Raw genomic sequence first — 17,470 nt, forward strand, 5'->3', positions numbered from 1 at the left:
ACCCGATGCCGGCGACGAGGATCGGTGGGACGCTCCGGTGCCGGCTGGTCATGCGGTCTTCGTCGCGAAGAGGATGAACCGCCTGGGGATGGCGTCCGGTGGGATCTCGGCGGGGTCCTTGCCCACCACCCGGGTCAGCTCGAAGCCGCACTCGGCGAGCCAGTCGCGGTACGTCGACACCTTCTGCAACCCGCCCTGGGCGGTGGCGCAGCCGAGTAGGAACGTCGGGAAGAAGTCGACCTGGGAGTCGTCGGGATCGGTGATGTCCTCGGGATAGACCGGCGCCAGGATCACGAGCTGACCACCGACCTCCAGCGCCCCGTTGGCGCTCTTGAGGATCTTGAGGACGTCGCCCCTGTCGTACATGTCGAGGTAGTGCTTGATCAGCACCACGTCGAACCCGGCGGGGACGTCCGTGAAGATGTCACCGCCGACGAACGAGCAGTGTTCCTCGACGCCGTGCTCCCGGAAGTTGCGCAGCGACTCTTCCTCCCTGCCGGGCGCGTCGAAGTTCGTCACGTGCAGGCCCGGTGACGCCTTCGTCCGGTAGGTCATGATCGATCCGAGACCGTTCCCGCCGAGCAGGTCGAGCACCCGTGCGCCGGCCGGAATGTCGAGGTTTTCGAAGAACCAGCCGTAGACGTGGCCGGTCTCCAACTGCGCCAACCGGCCCCACGATTCGAGGATGTCCCGGTGTTCGGCCGCGGCGTCGAAGAGCGTGCCGTGGAAGCCGTAGAACTCCTTGAGCCCCACGAGCGTTCCGGTCTGCACACTCTCGGTGAGGTAGAACATCTGCCGGAGCATGGCGACTTTGATCATCTTCATGAAGGCAAGCGCCCGGTCGAGGTCGGCCTCCGCCACGCCGCCGAGCGCGTCCAGCGAGTAGGCACCCGAACCCTCGTCGTACGCGACGAAGCCCTCCTTGACCATCAACTGCAGGAGCTGCTCCACCGCATCCGGTTTCACCCCCACCGCATCGCCGAGCTTCACTGCGGTCAGCCCGGGATTCTCCCGCAACCGATCGATCAGACCGAGCTCGAAACAGGACAGCAGGTTCATGAACCGCGTCGGCCCCACCATGTACTCACGGAACCGGACGAGCGTGGCTTCTGGCGTCATGTACTGATCCCTCCGAATTGTTTGCTGCCGCACCACGACAGGTGACACCGGCACCCACCACGGAACGTCCCGGACCGGCTGATGGTCAGTTACGGTTCGCCCCCTGCTCGGATCTGCCGTCGAGCATCGACCACCGGGCTTGGCCGGGACTGTTCGACCGGTTGGCGTCGACTTGGGGACGGCCGGCCAGGGCCAGGGTGTCGTTCGCGAGCCGGGCCAGCGGCAGCACCTCGTCCGACAGGGCGACCCGGCGGCCCCGGTCGTCGTCGCGCAGGCGGGCCACGCCCAGGCAGGACAGCAGCAGGGCATGGGACACCGGGTCGGTCACCTGGGCCAGCGCGCGCTCCAACGCGTCGACGAGCCGACGGCCGGCCTCGCCGTCGCCGGCCTGACGCCAGAGCGGCTCGCCGACCGCCGCCGCCGCTACCGCCACCAGGCGGGAGGTGGCCGGTTTGCCGCTGGCCTCCCCCACGACCAGGGACTCCTCGATGGCCTGGATGAACACGGGGAGTCCGTCGCGCGGGTTCCCGGCGCGGTAGAGGCTGGTGCCCAGACCGAGCAGCAGCGGATACCGGTCGACGTCCTCCCGCTGGGCCAGTTCCGCAGCCGTCAGGGCCTGCCGCCAGAGTGTCGCGGCCTCCCCGAACGCCAGTCGGGTGTCGGCCGCCCGCGCCGCGACGGCCGCGTACGTGCAGGCCCGGGCGGCGGCTGCGGGATCGAGTTCGGCGGCCAGCAGCCAGTGCCGGGCGATCTCGGCGGCCCGTTCCGGGACATCCGCCCAGGCCCGGACCGCGGCCACCCCGATCCGTCGGTGCAGCCTGACCCGACGCAGCCGCCCGATCGACTCGTAGAGCGCCTCGGCGGCCAGGGCGTGGGTGAACCGGAACCATCCCAGTCGCTGCTCGTCCTCGACGATCAGGCCCACCGCGCCGGCGGCGTCCATGGTCTCCAACGCCGACTCGATCCCGACGCCGGCCGCCTCGGCGACGATCTCGATGGCGAAGTGCCGGCCGGCGACGGCGGCCACCGACACCACGTCGACCGCGGACTGCGCGAGACAGCCCAACCGCCGGAGCACCACCTCGCGTACCGGCACGGGCACCGGCACCGTGTGCGGCTGCGCGAGATGCTCTTCGGTGGTCAACAGCTTGATGAGTTCCCGCAGGAAGAACGGGTTGCCCTCGGTGCGTTCCCAGAGCCCCTCGGCGGTCGGCCTACCGACCTCACGGTGCAGCAGGTCGCCGGCCAGGCACCGGGTCTCCCGGACACCCAGGCCGGCGAGTTCTATCCGGGTCAGCTCCGAGCGGGCAAGCGCGGCCAGCGTCTCGGTCAGGGACGCCGCCTCCCCCGACCGGTAGGAGACCGCCAGCAGGAGACGGTTCTCCGGCACCGACTCGGCCAGGTGGGACAGCAACCTCAGCGAACTCGCGTCGGCCCGGTGCAGGTGGTCGAACACGATCACCAACGGCGCGGCCCGGGAGGCGTCGGTCAGGTAGTGCAGGATCGCCTCGAACCGGCGCAGCGTGGCCGTGGCCACCCCCGCGCCGTCCACCATCTGCTGGTGGTCGCCGTTGAGGAGTTCGGCCACCGGTCCGGGTACGGGTTGGTGCGGGAAGCAGGTGCCGGCGGCCCGCAGGATCTGCTCCCACAGCCAGAGGGGTGGTGCGACGACGTGCTCCGGGCAGCTGCCCCAGAGCACCGGCGCGCCCGCCAGCATGGCGAACCGACGCAGCAGGCTGGTCTTGCCGATGCCGGGCTCACCGGAGACGGTCACCACCCGGCCCCGACCGGCCGTCCCGGTCAGCGCGTCGAGCAGTTGTCGCAGTTCGTCCTCCCGGCCGACGAAGACCTCACCGTCCACCAACGGGGACGGTGCCGCCGGTGGGGGCGGGCCGGTCGTCCGGCCCCGCCCCGTGCCGGCGGGCCGATCGGGCCCGGTCGGCACCGCGACCGGCGGGGCGGGCCGCCACTCCAACGCCGGCACCTGGTTGAGAATCTCGCGCTCAAGGTGCTGGAGCGACGGTCGGGGGTCGATGCCCAGTTCCTCGGACAGCCGCCGCTGGATCGCCCGCAGCACACCCAGCGCGTCGGCCTGCCGGCCAGCCCGGTACAACGCCAGGCTCAACAGCTCGCAGCCGTACTCGCGCAGCGGATGGGCATGGACGAACGCGTCGAGTTCGGCGACGGCCACCTCGTGGGCACCGACCGCCAGGAGCGCCGCACAGCGTGCCTCGACGACCGACAGCCGCAGCTCCTCCAGCCGCGCCACCTCCGGCACGATGCAGGTCGCGTTGGCCACCTCCGTGTAGGCCTGCCCGCGCCAGAGCGACAGGGCGATCTCGAACTCGCGCAACGCCCGCTGCGCGTCGCCCCCGTCCCACGCCTGCCAGCCGGCCGTGGCATGTCCGCTGAACCGGTCGACGTCGACGTCGATGACCCGCCCGTCCAGCAGGTAGCCGGGCGGGCAGGTGCGCAGCACCGTGGCCGGGGTCCGTGGTGCCCGGTCCGGCTCCAGCACCCGGCGCAGGTTGGCCACGTACGCCTGCAACGAGGCCATCGCCGACGGTGGCGGGTGCTCCGCCCACAGCGCTTCCAGAATCACCTCGACCGCCACCGGCTGACCGGCCCGGCTCACCAGCAACGCCAACAGCGCGCGCTGCTTCGGTGCGCCCAGGTCGACCAGTCGGCCCGCGACCACCGCCTCCAGCGGCCCCAGCGCGCGGAACTCCGCCAGTACCCGGCGGGCGGCCCGCGCCTCGTCCCTTCGCAAGGGGTCGGACGCGGTACGGAATGAGGACCCCGTGACAGCAAGATTGATCATCTGTGGGCACTTCCGGCGTGAACAGCCCAAGAAGCGCAACGACACAGGTCCGGTGTGACGGTATCAAATGGTTTGTGGTCCCGCTTGCCCGTTACGTGGGCATGGACCGCAGGCCGCATGACGGTGCCCCTTCCCCCGCGGCTACCTAGGCTGCGCTCATGTTGCCGGGCGAAACGCTACCGCCGACCGGAGGTGGTGGCAATAAGGGCCATAACCTTTGCGAATCGATGCAGGTCATTGACGGTATCGCGGCGGACACCCTTGCGTCGGGCACCCGTTCACATCACCGAAAAGACCTCACGATGTTTGGCCGGGGTGGCTGGTGTCGGGTTCCCGCCGCACGGGTGATCACGTTGCCAGTTCGGCGTACCCTTATGCGCGATCACGGCTTTCGGCCGGGGTGTGTCCATGCTGCCCGCAGCATTTCCGCCGGAGAAGTTCCGGGCCTGCCCCGGGCCGGGCGGGCGGCACCACGGCCGGTCCACCCCGGCCACGCGGCCCGGCACCCGCGCCGTGGCGGACCCACCGGTCAGGGGCCACCGGCCCGGCCGTACGCACTCCGAAGACCGGTCCGGTGTCCCCCCGTCGACGCGTGACGTCGCCAGCAGCGATGGCGGGGCAGGCGGCGCGGCACCATTTTCGGGCATCGCTCTTGCCGCCGGCTTGGTGCCGACTTGGAGCCGACTTGACGGCGACCGGTCAGCTGGACCGAATGCGCGCAGCGGCCGGATAATAGGGCGGCACCACCGGCGGCGATCCATTTTTTTCCGAACTGATTGTCGACAGGAGGCCCGGGGGACGACCCGTGAACGGGCTCCACCGCCCGGCCGGCGTCAGCAATGCGCGGCCCTTGACACGTTTGGTGGAACTCACGGAGACTGCTGTCAGCCGGCGACGGTGTGCAGTTTCGCCTACCGCGTACGACGAGAGAGCGCGCGACGACGACGCAGCCTCAATTCCGGTTTCTGACGAACCGCAGTCCCGGTCGACATCGAAGGCGATACCGCAGGCACGAATGTGTCGGCGTCAGGCACCCGGCACCGGACAGAAAAGCGGGGCGCATCAGGCCACTGGTCGCCCGTCCCACCGACACCGGTTGGAGACCGCTCATGAGCAAGGCGGAAGAGACACCCGGGTCCGGCCACCGCCACGGCGGCGGTCGCGTCGTGCTTGCCGAACCACGCAGCTTCTGCGCCGGGGTGCGCCGGGCGATCGGCATAGTCGACGAGGCCCTGCGCCGGTACCCGCCGCCGGTCTACGTCCGCAAACAGATCGTGCACAACCACTACGTGGTCCGCGACTTCGAACGGCGCGGCGTGGTGTTCGTGGACTCCGAGGCGGAGGTGCCCGAGGGCGCGGTCTGTGTCTTCTCCGCCCACGGGGTCTCGCCGATGGTCCGCGAGCGGGCCGCCGACCGACAGTTGGACGTCATCGACGCCACCTGCCCACTGGTCGCCAAGGTGCACCAACAGATCCGCCGCTACGCCCGCGACGAGCGCACCGTCCTGCTCATCGGGCATGCCGACCACGAGGAGGTGGAGGGCACCTACGGCGAGGCTCCCGACCGTACCGTCGTGGTGGCCGACGTCGCGGACGTGGCCCGGCTCGAACTGCCCCGCGACGAACCCGTGGCCTACCTGACCCAGACCACCCTCTCCCTCGACGAGACCGCCGAGGTGATCGCCGCGCTCGAGGAACGCTTCGACGACCTGCACGGGCCGGGCAGCGACGACATCTGCTACGCCAGCCAGAACCGGCAGAACGCGGTCAGGCAGATCGCCGCCGTCACCGACGTCGTGCTCGTCGTCGGCTCACCCAACTCCAGCAACTCGGTCCGGATGGTGGAGGTCGCCGCCCGGTCCGGCACCCCGGCCCGCCTGCTGCCCGACGTCACCCACCTGGACCGCACCTGGCTGGCCGGTGCCCGGTCGGTCGGGCTCAGCTCCGGTGCCAGTGTGCCCGAACTCCTCGTCGAGCAGGTGGTCGAACGACTGGCCGAGTACGGCTTCGACCAGATCGAAGTGGTCCGCACCGCGACCGAGAACATCACCTTCTCGCTACCCGGCAGCCTGGCGACACCGCACCCGGACACCGGGGCCGCCCGGGTCGGCCCGGAGCGTCCCGGACCGGCCGGCGGCGAGGACGACGCGCCGTGACGGCCGGGAGGCGGGACGCCGGGGGAACGCCTGACCGGCGAACTGGTCCAAGACCGCGCCAAGCCGGCACCAAGCCGCCGGACAGTCCGGGGCAAGCCCCGTACTCGATGCTGGGCGAGGTAGCGCACCCGACAGCGGGAGCGGGACACCGCCGGGACTGATGTTGACCGGCGCAAACGAGGCACAGCCGGAGCGGGCAGGGCCGGCGCATCACCGGACCGGCACCGGCGACTCTTCCAGGTCGAGGCTGCGGCGTCCCGGGCTGATCGACCCGGCCGGGCCGGCGCACCCCACGCCGCAGGGGCGCGGACCCCTCACGCGCACCGCTACGAAACAACGGCCCGAAGCGGCCGTCAGAGATCCCGAGGAGGCGGTTCAGATGAAGGGCTCCGCGATCCACCACTCGATCCGGAAGGACGGCCTGCACCTCGGTCTCGTGCCGCAGCTGGCCGCGGCCCGCAACGGGTCCACCCTGCTCACCCTCGACCACGACCTGGACGTCCTGCCGGAGGTGGGCCGGCGGCTGACGGTGGCCGAGATCGCCGGCCACGTGGACGACCTGGCCGCCCGGCTGTGGGCGGCCGGGGTACGACCGGGCGAACGGATCGCGATCTACAAGAGCGCCAACGTCGACGTGTGGGTGCTGGCGAGCGCCGCGTCCCGCGTCGGCGCGGTGCCCGTGCTGCTCTCCCCCGCCCTGGACGCCGCCACCGTCGGCGCGCTCCTCGGCCGGCTGGAGCAGCCGACCCTGCTCAGTGACGACCGTAAGCTCGACGACCTGGCCGACGTGCCGCTCGCCGACCTCACCAGGCGGGTGGTCACCGTGGGGGGACCCCGCCCGGGTGCCCGGTCGCTCACCGACCTCGCCGGAGCCCCGAGGGTGGCGCCGGTGTCCCGGGGGTTCGACGAACCCGCGATGATCACCCACACCTCCGGCACCACCGGCCTGCCCAAGCTCGTCGTGCACACGCCGCAGACCATGGCCGCCCGGCTCACGCCGCAGTGGCGGTTGCTGTCGTTGATGCGCAGGCGGGAGACCGTGGCGATCCACATCTCCTTCGTGCACTCACGGATGTTCGCGGCGATGGCGCTGGCGTTGTTCTTCGAGATGCCGGTGCTGCTCATGCGGGAGTCCGATCCGGACCGGGTCGCCGAGTTGTTCCTCGCGAACCGGCCGGGATTCATCGAGGTGCTCCCCAACTCGCTGATGGAGTGGGAGCGGCTCACCGAGGATCGACGTCGGCCGTTCGCGTCGATCAAGTATTTCAGCACGACGTTCGACGCGATCCACCCCCGGACGATGAGCCGGCTGCTCAGGGCCTCCGAGCGGCGGGGGGCGCTGTTCTTCCAGATCTACGGTCAGAGCGAGGTCGGCCCGGCCGTCGGCCGGCCGTACTTCCGCCATTCCGCCCACCGGGCGAACGGCCGCTGCGTCGGCTGGGCGATGCCGGGATGCGCGCGGATCCGGGTGGTCAGCCGCAACGGCAGGCGGCCCTCGGAGACGAATCCCGGTTTCATCGAGGTCGCCTGGCCCGGCCTGGCGAAGACCTACTTCGCCGAGCAGGAGCGGTACGACACCAACCGGCACGACGAGTGGTGGCGCACGGGGGACGTCGGCTACCGGACCAGGTTCGGCTGCCTGCACATGTTCGACCGGGAGGTCGACATGATCCCCGGGCTGCGCAGCGCCCTGGAGGTCGAGGACGTCATGCTCGGCGAACTGGAGGAACTGACCGAGCTGGTCGTGGTGCCCGGCCCGAACTCCGAGCCGGTCCCGGTCATCTGCACCCGGGACGACCAGCCGCTCGACCTGGACCGATGGCGTACCGCCGCCGTCAGGTTCCCCCAGCTGGCCGCCCCGATCCAGATCCCGCAGGCCGAACTGCCCCGTACCGGCACCCTGAAGGTCCAGCGGATCGCGCTGTCGCACCGGCTCCAGGGTGAGCTGGAGAAGCGGAGCTGACCGGCGACGGCCACGGACCCGACCGCCGACGGTGCCGGCCGTCCCCGTCAGGTCGACAGAAACCACCACGTCCCCTCGATTGACCGGGAGAAGAAGTTGACCGCGCTCGCTGAGTTCCACACGGCACGGGCCAGGCTGATCGACCACCCCCTCTACGCGCAGATCTCCACCGAGGAGCGGCTGCGGATCTTCATGAAGCACCACGTCTTCGCCGTGTGGGACTTCTTCACCCTGCTCAAGCGCCTACAGACCGAGGTGACCTCGGTGACCCTGCCCTGGCGGCCCCGGGGGCACGCCGAGCACGGCCGGTTCATCCTGGAGATCGTCCTGGCCGAGGAGACCGACGAGGACATCGGCGGGGGCTACATCAGCCACTTCGAGCTGTACCGACGGGCGATGGACGAGATCGGTGCCGACACCGCGCCGATCGACGGGTTTCTCGCCGCGCTGGACAGCGGTGTCAGCCCGGTGGCGGCGCTCAAGGACGAGCGGATCCCCCCGAGTGTCCGCGACTTCGTCGGGCACACCCTCGGCGTGGCGCTGAACGGCGCACCGCACGAGGTGGCGTCGTCGTTCTGCCACGGCCGGGAGAACCTGCTGCCCGACGTCTTCTCGGCGGTCCGCGCCAACGTCGACGACGTACTCGCCAACGCCCCGGTGTTCCGCCACTACCTCGACCGCCACATCGCCCTCGACCACGACGAACACGGGCCGCTCGCGCTGCGGCTGCTCGCCGCGCTCTGCGACGGCGACCCGCAGCGTGAGGCCGAGGCCACGGCCGTCAGCATCGCGGCGGTCAAGGCCCGCACCGGCCTCTGGGACGGGGTGCTCGCGGAGTTCGACGCAGTTCGTTGATCGATCACGCCCCGCCGGGCCGCCGGTGGGGGACCGGGACCTGGGTGCCCGGACGCCTCGACCGGGCCAGCGGCCGGTGACCCCGAATGCCGAGAGAGAGTGGATTCCCGAGATGCCTACGTTGTGCAAGCCGTCGGTGGGTGTACCGGAACATGTCGTCACGATGGAAGAGACTCTGGAGTTCGCCAGGACGGTCCACGCCGGCAAGCAGCAGCTTCCGCTCGCGCTCCGGCTGATCGAGAACACCGGCGTACGCAAGCGGCACATCGTCCAGCCGATCGAGCAGGCGCTGCGCCATCCGGGTTTCGAGGAGCGCAACCGGATCTACGAGATCGAGTCGAAGAAGCGCTGTCCGGGCGTCATCGAGGAGGCCCTGGCACACGCCGGGGTGACCGCGCGGGACATCGACGCGATCATCTACGTGTCGTGCACCGGGTTCCTGATGCCGTCGCTGACCGCCTGGCTGATCAACACGATGGGCTTCCGGCCGGACACCCGGCAGCTCCCGATCGCACAGTTGGGCTGCGCGGCCGGCGGGACGGCGATCAACCGGGCGCACGACTTCTGCACGGCGTACCCCGGGGGCAACGTGCTGATCGTCTCCTGCGAGCTCTGTTCGCTCTGCTACCAACCCACCGACGACGGGGTCGGCTCGCTGCTGTCCGACGGGCTGTTCGGCGACGCGGTGGCGGCCGCCGTGGTGCGTGGCGACGGTGGCACCGGCATCACGCTGGAACGCAACGCGTCGTACCTGATCCCGGACACCGAGGACTGGATCTCCTACGCCGTCCGGTCCACCGGATTCCACTTCCAGCTGGATCGCCGGGTGCCCGGCACGATGGAACCACTCGCCCCGGTGCTGCGCCGGTTCACCGACGGCCACGGTTGGGACGTCGGCAACCTCGACTTCTACCTCATCCACGCCGGCGGTCCGCGCATCCTGGACGACCTCGCCAAGTTCCTCGACGTCGACCGGGACATGTTCCGGCACAGCTGGGCGACCCTGACCGAGTACGGCAACATCGCCAGCGCGGTCGTCCTCGACGCCGCCCGCAGGCTCTTCGACGAGGCCCCGCCGACGCCCGGCGACCGCGGGATCATCGCGGCCTTCGGCCCGGGTATCACCGCCGAGATGACGGTGGGCAGTTGGCGGGTCGACACCCTCGGCGCCCTGGACCTGGCGCCACCCGACGCGGCGCTGCCACGTCGTGACCCGGAACTGGTCTAGGGAGAGGAAACCGTCGCATGAGCGGCCTCATCGTCCCACCCGGCGAGGGACGCAAGCTGATCACCAAGGCGCAGGAGGTCACCTTCAAGGTCACCGAGGCGCACGGCTCGGTCACCTCGATCTTCGAGGTGGTGGTGCCACCCGGCTTCGACGTCGGCGCGCACACCCACCATCACGCGCAGGAGTTCTTCTACGTCCTCGACGGTGAACTCGACCTGCTGGCGTTCGAGCCCACCACCCGCACCACCGACGGGTGGCAGGACTGGGCGTCCGCCGCCGGGGACCGGGTGGTGACGGCGGGTCCGGGCAGTTGCATGTTCGTCCCGGCCGGCTGCCCGCACGCGTTCCGCAACTCCACCGGCGAGCCGGCGCGGATGCTGTTCCAGAGCCATCCGTCGCCCGACCACGAGAACTACTTCGAGGAGATCGTGGAGATCTTCTCCGCAGGCAGGTCGGTGGACCCGGACGCCGTGCAGCGGCTGCGCGACCGGTACGACGTCGACCAGATCACCCCCCTGCGGTACGGCCTCCCGGCCCTGACCGGCACCAACGGCAATCCGGCGTAGTGGGGAGATGAGAGTGGACGCGATTCCTCTGGTCCGACCGAGTCTGGGCGAGCGGGAGCTGGCCGCGGTCGCGCAGGTGTTCTCCTCGGGCTGGCCGGCCGGCCAGGGGCCGAGCGGCAAGGCACTGGAAGCCGACCTCACCCGCCGCTACGGCGTGGCCGACGCGGTCGCGGTCAGCAACTGCGGTGCCGCCCTGCACCTGGCGCTGCTCGCCCTCGGTGCCGGCACCGGCGACGAGGTGATCGTCGCCGACTACACCTTCCCCGCACCCGCCCACGCCGCCCGCTACGTCGGGGCCACCCCGGTCTTCGCCGACGTACGCCCCGACACCGGCACCGTCGACCCGGAGGCCGTCGCCGCTCTCATCGGCCCCCGTACCGTCGGCGTCATCGCCGTGGACACCCTCGGCCTGCCGGCGGACTACGACGAGCTGAACGACCTCACCCGACGCCACGGGCTGTTCCTCGTCGAGGATGCCGCCTGCGCCATCGGCGCCACCTACCGCGGTCGACCCGCCGGTGCCCTGGCCCCCGTGGCCTGCCTGTCCTTCCACGGCCGCAAGGGCATCACCAGCGGCGAGGGTGGCGCCCTGCTCACCACCGATCCGGCCCTCGCCGTCGACGCCCGCCTGCGCTCCTCGTTCGGCATCGGCAGCATCTTCGACCAGGCCCAGGTCGTCGGCCTGCCCATTCCCGAGTTCACCGAGATCGGCTACAACTACAAACTTTCCGACATCGCGGCGGCGATCCTCCAGGTGCAGCTCACCCGCGTCGAGGAACTCCTCGACCGCCGCCGCGCCGTCGCCGCGCACTACGCCCACCTGCTCGCCGACGAGGAACTCGTGACCCTGCCGCACGTGCCCGACGACCGCACCCATGCCTGGCAGTCCTACCTGGTCACCCTGCATCCGGACGTCGACCGCGCCAGCGTCGCCACCGCGTTGCGCGCGCACGGCATCGGCTGCGGCCACGGCACCTGGGCCAGCCACCGGCAGCCCGTCTACGGCAGCAGCCGGCACTGCCCCGTCTCCGCCGACCTCGCCCGGCGCAACCTGGCCATCCCCATGCACGCCGAACTCACCTCCGGCCAGGTCGAGCGGGTCGTGGAGACCCTGCGCGCCGCGCTGCGCACCCGCACCCGGGCGGGGGCGGCGTGAACACCCGTCCACCCGTCGTGGACCACGGCGTCGGCCCGGCCGTCGGGGTCGCCGGGAGCACGGAGGCGATCGACGCCGTGCTGCGGCGGTTCTTCGTCGACCGCCGGGCGGAGGCCGACGCGATCGGGCCGGGCTTCGCCGCGGCGGTCGGCGAACTGGAGGCGTACGTGTTGCGCGGCGGCAAACGCGTCCGGCCGGCCTTCGCCTGGCTGGGCTGGATCGGTGCCGGCGGCGACGCGGCCGGCCCCACCGCCGAGGCCGTCCGGCACACCTGCGCCGCGCTCGAACTGCTCCACGCGTCGGCCCTGATCCATGACGACATCATCGACGCCTCACCGACCCGCCGGGGTCACCCCGCCGCGCACGTGGCCTTCGCCGAGCACCACCGCCGGCACCGCTGGCCGGGTGACGCGGAGTCGTTCGGCACCGGCAGCGCCATCCTGACCGGGGACCTGGCCCAGGGCTGGGCCGACGACATGATCCGCGGCGCCGGCCTCCCCGTCGACGCGTACGAACGGGTCGGCCCGGTCTGGTCGGCCATGCGCACCGAGGTCCTGGCCGGCCAACTGCTCGACCTGTGGGCCGAGGCCGGCAACGACGAGGAGGTCGACTCGGCGTTACGGATCGACCGGTACAAGACGGCGGCCTACACGGTGGAGCGTCCGCTGCACATCGGTGCGGCGGTCGCGGGCGCGGACGCCGCTCTCGTCGCCGCCTACCGCGCGTTCGGCGTCGACATCGGCATCGCCTTCCAGTTGCGTGACGACCTGCTGGGCGTCTTCGGTGACCCGGCGTTGACCGGCAAGCCGTCCGGCGACGATCTGCGCGAGGGCAAGCGCACCGTGCTCCTCGCGACGGCCCTGCGGCACGCCGACGACCGCGACCCGGCCGCGGCGGCGTACCTCCGGGCCAGGATCGGCACGGACATCTCCGCCGACGAACTGCGCAGCATCCGGGGGATCTTCACCGACGTCGGCGCCGTCGACCACGTCGAGCGGGACATCGTCCGGCGCACCGAACGGGCCCTCGACGCGCTGGAGGCCAGCGACGCCACGCCCCACGGCCGGCGTGGGCTCGCCGCGATGGCGGTCAGCGCGACGCAACGGCGCTGGTGAGCGGGTTCGACGCCGACCGACGTGCCCTCCCGGCGACCCGGCGGGACGGGGCGTCGCGGACCGCCACCGCCGCATAGACGGACGGTGTTACCTTGAGGCCGTCCACTGGCGACGGTTGGGGGTAGGCATGGCGGAGACTGCCGGGCGGGTGCTGCCGGTCTACCTGGTGGCGGACGAGTCCGTCTCCATGACTCCGGTGGTGGGTGAGCTGAACGCCGGGCTCCAGTCGCTGCACGACGCCCTGCTGCGCGAGCCCCTCGCGGCGGCCAAGGTCAGGTTCTCGATCATCGGTTTCTCCGAGGACGTGATCGTCCACTCGGCCCTGTCCGACCTGCGCAACGAGACGTCGCTCCCGCAGCTGTCGGTGCGGGCCGGGACCGCCTACGGCGTCGCGTTCAGTCTGCTGATCGACCGGATCCCGGCCGACGTGCGGGCCCTCAAGCGGGAGGGCTTCGCGGTGCACCGGCCGGCGGTGTTCTTCCTCAGCGACGGGCAGCCCACCGACCCGGGCCAGTGGGAGCCGGTCTACGCCGAACTGACCGACCGGGAGCGCACCCCGACCGCGCCGAACATCATCGCGTGTGGCATCGGTGAGGCGCGGGCCGAGACGATCCTGCACGTGGCGACCCGGCCGGAGTTCGCGTTCGTGGCCACACCGGGGGTGGAGGTGGGGTTCGCGATCGCCGAGTTCTGCACCGCCCTGACCCGCAGCGTCATCAGGTCGGGGCAGGCCGTCGGGGGTGACACCGCAGAGCTGGTCGTGGAGCGGCCGGACAGCTTCCGGATGGCCGTGGACGTGGTGTGAGCTTCGACTGGGCGCCGCCGCTGATCGGGGTGCCGGGCCCGGAGTCGCCGGCCCGCGCCCCGCAGACACAGCCGTACCGGCCGGACACCGTGGCCGACGGCTGGGCGGCGGCCGGTTTCGAGGTACGGGCGGCCTCCGTACGCGGGCCCGGCCACCGGGCGTCCGGCGTACCCCGGCAGGATGACTTCGCGCTGGCCACGGTGGCCGGTTCGGTGATCGCGGTGGTGGCCGACGGGGTCTCCAACGCCCCGCTGTCCCACCTGGGCGCGACCATGGTGTGCCGGACGGTCGTCGACTACCTGCTGCGCGCCGACGACACCGTCGACTGGCACGACCTGCTGCGCTGCGCGGGCTGGGCGCTGGTCGACTACGCCGGGCGGCAACTGGGCGAGACCGACCCGCAGCGGGCCGAGACGCTGCTGGCCAGCACCGTGGTGGTCGCCCTGGTCCGGCCGGACGGCCCCGGGCGGGCGCTCGCCCACCTGGTCCGGGTCGGCGACTCGACCGCCTGGCGGCTGCGCGACGGCACCTGGGAGCCGCTGTTCACCGACCTGGCCGACCCACGGGACGAGCTGCTCCCGGACGGCGTCGCCGCCCTGCCCCGGGTGCCCGCCGAGGTCGACCCGGTGGCGGTGACCCTCGCCGGGGACGACGTGCTGGTGCTGGCCACCGACGGCTTCGCCGAGCCGCTCGGGCACGGCACCGGGGACCTCGGGCGGCTGTTCGGCGACGCGCTGACCACGCCTCCCGCGATGACCCGGCTCGCCTGGATGCTCGACTTCACCGGCGGATCGTGGGACGACGACCGCACCGTGCTGGCCGTCTGGCCGGTGCCGCCCGAGCCGTCGTGACCGGCCCGCTGCCGCCCGAGGTGAGCCTGTCCGCCCTCGGCCCGCGTACCCGGATCGGCACCGGCGGTCAGGGCACCGTCTACGCCCTCACCGAGGACCCCCGGTGGGTCTACAAGGAGTACGCGACCCGGTTCGTCGACGACGTCGACGTCGCCACGTTGAACCGCTTCGTCCGGCTCGCCGCCGGGGCCGGACCGGATGCGGAGACGCTGCTCGGTCTCGCCGCCTGGCCCACCGCGATCGTCCGCAAGGAGGGCGTGGTCCGGGGGTTCCTGATGCCACGGGTGCCCGACCGGTTCCGGGTCCGCATCCAACTGCCACGCGGGCCGGACACCGTCCTGGCACAGGTGCAGTACCTGTTGAACAGCGACGACTACCTGCTCGACCGTGGGCTGCACATCGACGACCGGATGCGCCTCGAACTGCTGCGGGACACGGGCGAGGCGTTGACCCTGCTGCACCGGCTCGGCGTCTGCGTCGGCGACCTGTCACCGAACAACCTGCTGTTCAGCCTCGACTCCCGCCCCCGGTGCTACTTCATCGACTGCGACGCGATGCGGCTGGACGGCGACTCGGTGCTGGCGCAGGCCGAAACCCCCGAATGGCACGTACCGGACGCGGACGCCGAGGAACTGGCCACGCCCGCCACCGACGCGTACAAGTTCGGGCTGCTCGCGGTACGCCTGTTCGCCGGTGACCAGCAGACCCGCGACCCGGACGCGGCCCGGCGGCGGCTCGACCGGCACCTGGTCACCCTCGCCGGCCGGAGCCTGGACCCCGCCCCGCACCTGCGGCCCGCACCGCAGGAGTGGTCGGACGCCCTGGAGCGGAGCCTCCGCCGCACCCCGCCGACGGCACCGCCGCGCCGGGCGGTTCCCCCGACCGGCCCGGAGCCGACCCGTCCGGACGCCGTCCGCCCGGACCCGGTACGCCTCGTCGTCCCCGCCCCTGCGGCGGCCGGTCCCCGACGGGCCGGCCGGGGTTGGGGCCTGCTCGCCGCAGCGCTGGCCGCGATCGCGGTGATGGCCGGCCTGATCAGCGCCAACGACGACTCCCCGGGCACGCCCTACCGGGCCGGGTCGGGCCTGCCGACGGGGCTGGTCCAGCAGCCGTCCTATCCCCCGTTGCCGACGGGGATCCCGGGCCTGACCCGGCCCACCGGCAGTTCAGCAGGGGTGACCGGACTTCCCGGCCTGCCCCTGCCGACCCGGCTCGACCTGGAGAAGCTCCTTCCCCTGGCCCGGCCCTGTCTTTTCAGCGACGTCCGGGTGGGCAGTGGCCTGAACCGGACGTCCGCCCGGACGAAGTCCTCGGTCGTCGCCGTCCGCGGCTTCCTGTGCGGGATCAACATCGACGCGCCACGCCTGGACGACCGGAGCAGGACCCAACTCGCCCGGGCCGCCACCCTGACGAAGAACGGCCCGTTCCCCGTCGCGACGATCATCGGCGTCCGCACCGCGACCGACGGCAGCCCTCAGGTCAACGTGGTGTTCGACCCGGACGGTGCCGGCTCGTCGGCCGGCTGCTGGCGCTCCCGGCTGTCGCTCGTCACCGACGACGACGGATACCACGTCGGCTCGATCTCCGCGCCGGCCCGGTCGTACTGCCCGTGACCGCTGGCGCCCTTGTGCAGCAGGTCGTTGACGGCGGCAGCGGTGGACGGCGGCAGCGGACGCCCCGGCTCGACCGGGAAACCCAGCTCGGCGACCAGGCTGCGGTGCCGTAGGTCGACGGTCGCCTCCACGATGTCGGCGAACAGGCCCGCCGCCGACCGGGCCCGCCACCAGGAGACGACACCGAGGGTCACGCCGAGCGCCGCCGCCGGCCACCACCACGGAGCCAGCGTGAGGTAGAGCACCGCCCAGCCGGCCGAGGCGACGGCCCGGTCGAGCCGGTCGCGCGCCTGCGTCACGTCGGTGCGCCCCTCGGGGGTGAGCAGCAGCCACAGGCGCGGCCAGATCAGGCCCAGGCGGAGCCCGTACTGTGCGGCCACCCGGTCGTCGGCGAGCCGGATCCGGTCGCCGATCCAGGTCGGTCGGGCCGGCAGGTACACCGCCGGAACCACCCGTCCCCGCGCGGTGAACCGGCGCACGGCGGTGGCACGGCGGCGGGCGGTCAGCGCCGTCGACAGCCGGCCGGCCGGGCCGGCCCAGGCACCCAGCCAGACGTGGCGGACGCCCCGGCCGGCCGCCTGGGCGCAGCCGGCGGCCACTGCGGCGGCACCGACGACGAGCGCCCCGACCACCAGGGCCAGGCCGATCCGGTCCCGCAGGTGATCGACCGCGTCGGCTGCGGCGAGCGCCGCCCCGGGTACGTCGAAGACGGCACCGCGCCCCGGCAGCACCGCGAAGGCGGCCACCGCGAGCCACAGCAGGGCCGGGCCGAGCGCCCGGGTCAGCCAGCGGTCGTTGATCCGCCGTCCGACCTCGCCCAGCAGCACCTCGATCATGGCTCGGACCGGTACGTCATCGCCGTGTCGGCGAGCGCGCAGTTCGGCACCCGGCCCCGGTCGTCGCGGTGCGCCCGGCGCGAGCAGCGGTGCAGCGGGCAGCGGTAGTCGCCGTCGAGCACCACCGGCGCGAGACCTTCCAGCCGGGCGCCCCCGGCGTGGTCCGCCGGGCCGACGCCGATGCTGCGCTCGGTCTCGGTCTCGGTCATCCAGCCGAGCTGCCGGCAGACCTCCACCACCGGCCTGCCGGCGGCCAGTTCGTCGAGGAGTTCGTCGAGCAGGTCGCTCCACGCCCCCGCCTCCGCCCGTTGCCGCAGGGTCGGCACGGCGGCGCACAACGAGGCCAGCAGGCGGCGTTGCTCCATGTACGACACTCCTGTCGGTTG

At 72.1% G+C, this 17,470-nt stretch carries 13 protein-coding genes; 10 read left to right on the forward strand and 3 right to left on the reverse strand.

Annotated elements, in window-relative coordinates; all coding sequences use genetic code 11:
• Positions 1 to 48 precede the first annotated feature (48 nt).
• Positions 49 to 1,119 carry a methyltransferase gene (locus FJK98_RS31485; protein ID WP_205789298.1) on the reverse strand — a complete coding sequence of 357 codons (1,071 nt, stop codon included), beginning with the start codon at positions 1,117 to 1,119 and terminating at the stop codon, positions 49 to 51.
• An 85-nt stretch (positions 1,120 to 1,204) separates the two neighbouring features.
• A complete protein-coding gene (locus FJK98_RS31490; RefSeq protein WP_205789300.1) occupies positions 1,205 to 3,889 on the reverse strand; it encodes an AfsR/SARP family transcriptional regulator in 2,685 nt (894 codons plus the stop codon).
• 1,160 nt (positions 3,890 to 5,049) lie between these two features.
• On the opposite strand from FJK98_RS31490, the gene ispH reads away from it, so the two are divergent.
• From ispH to FJK98_RS31540, 10 genes are all read left to right on the forward strand, one after another.
• Positions 5,050 to 6,096, forward strand: coding sequence for a 4-hydroxy-3-methylbut-2-enyl diphosphate reductase (gene ispH, locus FJK98_RS31495; protein ID WP_145922254.1), 1,047 nt, complete (start codon positions 5,050 to 5,052; stop codon positions 6,094 to 6,096).
• A 379-nt stretch (positions 6,097 to 6,475) separates the two neighbouring features.
• Positions 6,476 to 8,059 (forward strand): AMP-binding protein, encoded by a 1,584-nt coding sequence (locus FJK98_RS31500; protein WP_145922255.1) that lies wholly within the window; start codon positions 6,476 to 6,478, stop codon positions 8,057 to 8,059.
• 96 nt (positions 8,060 to 8,155) lie between these two features.
• Complete coding sequence (locus FJK98_RS31505) at positions 8,156 to 8,914, forward strand: DUF3050 domain-containing protein (protein WP_145922256.1); 759 nt, start codon at positions 8,156 to 8,158, stop codon at positions 8,912 to 8,914.
• 163 nt (positions 8,915 to 9,077) lie between these two features.
• Complete coding sequence (locus FJK98_RS31510) at positions 9,078 to 10,142, forward strand: type III polyketide synthase (protein WP_305070086.1); 1,065 nt, start codon at positions 9,078 to 9,080, stop codon at positions 10,140 to 10,142.
• 17 nt (positions 10,143 to 10,159) lie between these two features.
• Complete coding sequence (locus tag FJK98_RS31515; RefSeq protein WP_145922258.1) at positions 10,160 to 10,708, forward strand: cupin domain-containing protein; 549 nt, start codon at positions 10,160 to 10,162, stop codon at positions 10,706 to 10,708.
• A gap of 13 nt (positions 10,709 to 10,721) precedes the next feature.
• Complete coding sequence (locus FJK98_RS31520; RefSeq protein ID WP_145922259.1) at positions 10,722 to 11,864, forward strand: DegT/DnrJ/EryC1/StrS aminotransferase family protein; 1,143 nt, start codon at positions 10,722 to 10,724, stop codon at positions 11,862 to 11,864.
• Entirely contained in the window at positions 11,861 to 12,979 is a 1,119-nt protein-coding gene (locus FJK98_RS31525) for a polyprenyl synthetase family protein (RefSeq protein ID WP_145922260.1), read from the forward strand. Before FJK98_RS31520 ends, FJK98_RS31525 begins: the two co-directional genes overlap by 4 nt.
• 127 nt (positions 12,980 to 13,106) lie before the next feature.
• Positions 13,107 to 13,784 (forward strand): hypothetical protein, encoded by a 678-nt coding sequence (locus FJK98_RS31530; protein WP_145922261.1) that lies wholly within the window; start codon positions 13,107 to 13,109, stop codon positions 13,782 to 13,784.
• A complete protein-coding gene (locus FJK98_RS31535; protein WP_145922262.1) occupies positions 13,781 to 14,635 on the forward strand; it encodes a protein phosphatase 2C domain-containing protein in 855 nt (284 codons plus the stop codon). Before FJK98_RS31530 ends, FJK98_RS31535 begins: the two co-directional genes overlap by 4 nt.
• On the forward strand, positions 14,632 to 16,248 hold the full coding sequence (locus FJK98_RS31540) for a hypothetical protein (protein WP_145922263.1): 1,617 nt from the start codon (positions 14,632 to 14,634) through the stop codon (positions 16,246 to 16,248). Before FJK98_RS31535 ends, FJK98_RS31540 begins: the two co-directional genes overlap by 4 nt.
• Before the next feature lie 832 nt (positions 16,249 to 17,080).
• On the opposite strand, the gene FJK98_RS31545 is transcribed toward FJK98_RS31540, so the two are convergent.
• Entirely contained in the window at positions 17,081 to 17,449 is a 369-nt protein-coding gene (locus FJK98_RS31545) for a hypothetical protein (RefSeq protein ID WP_145922264.1), read from the reverse strand.
• Positions 17,450 to 17,470 lie beyond the last annotated feature (21 nt).

It is taken from the genome of Micromonospora sp. HM134, assembly GCF_007833915.1.
Lineage (GTDB): Bacteria > Actinomycetota > Actinomycetes > Mycobacteriales > Micromonosporaceae > Micromonospora > Micromonospora wenchangensis.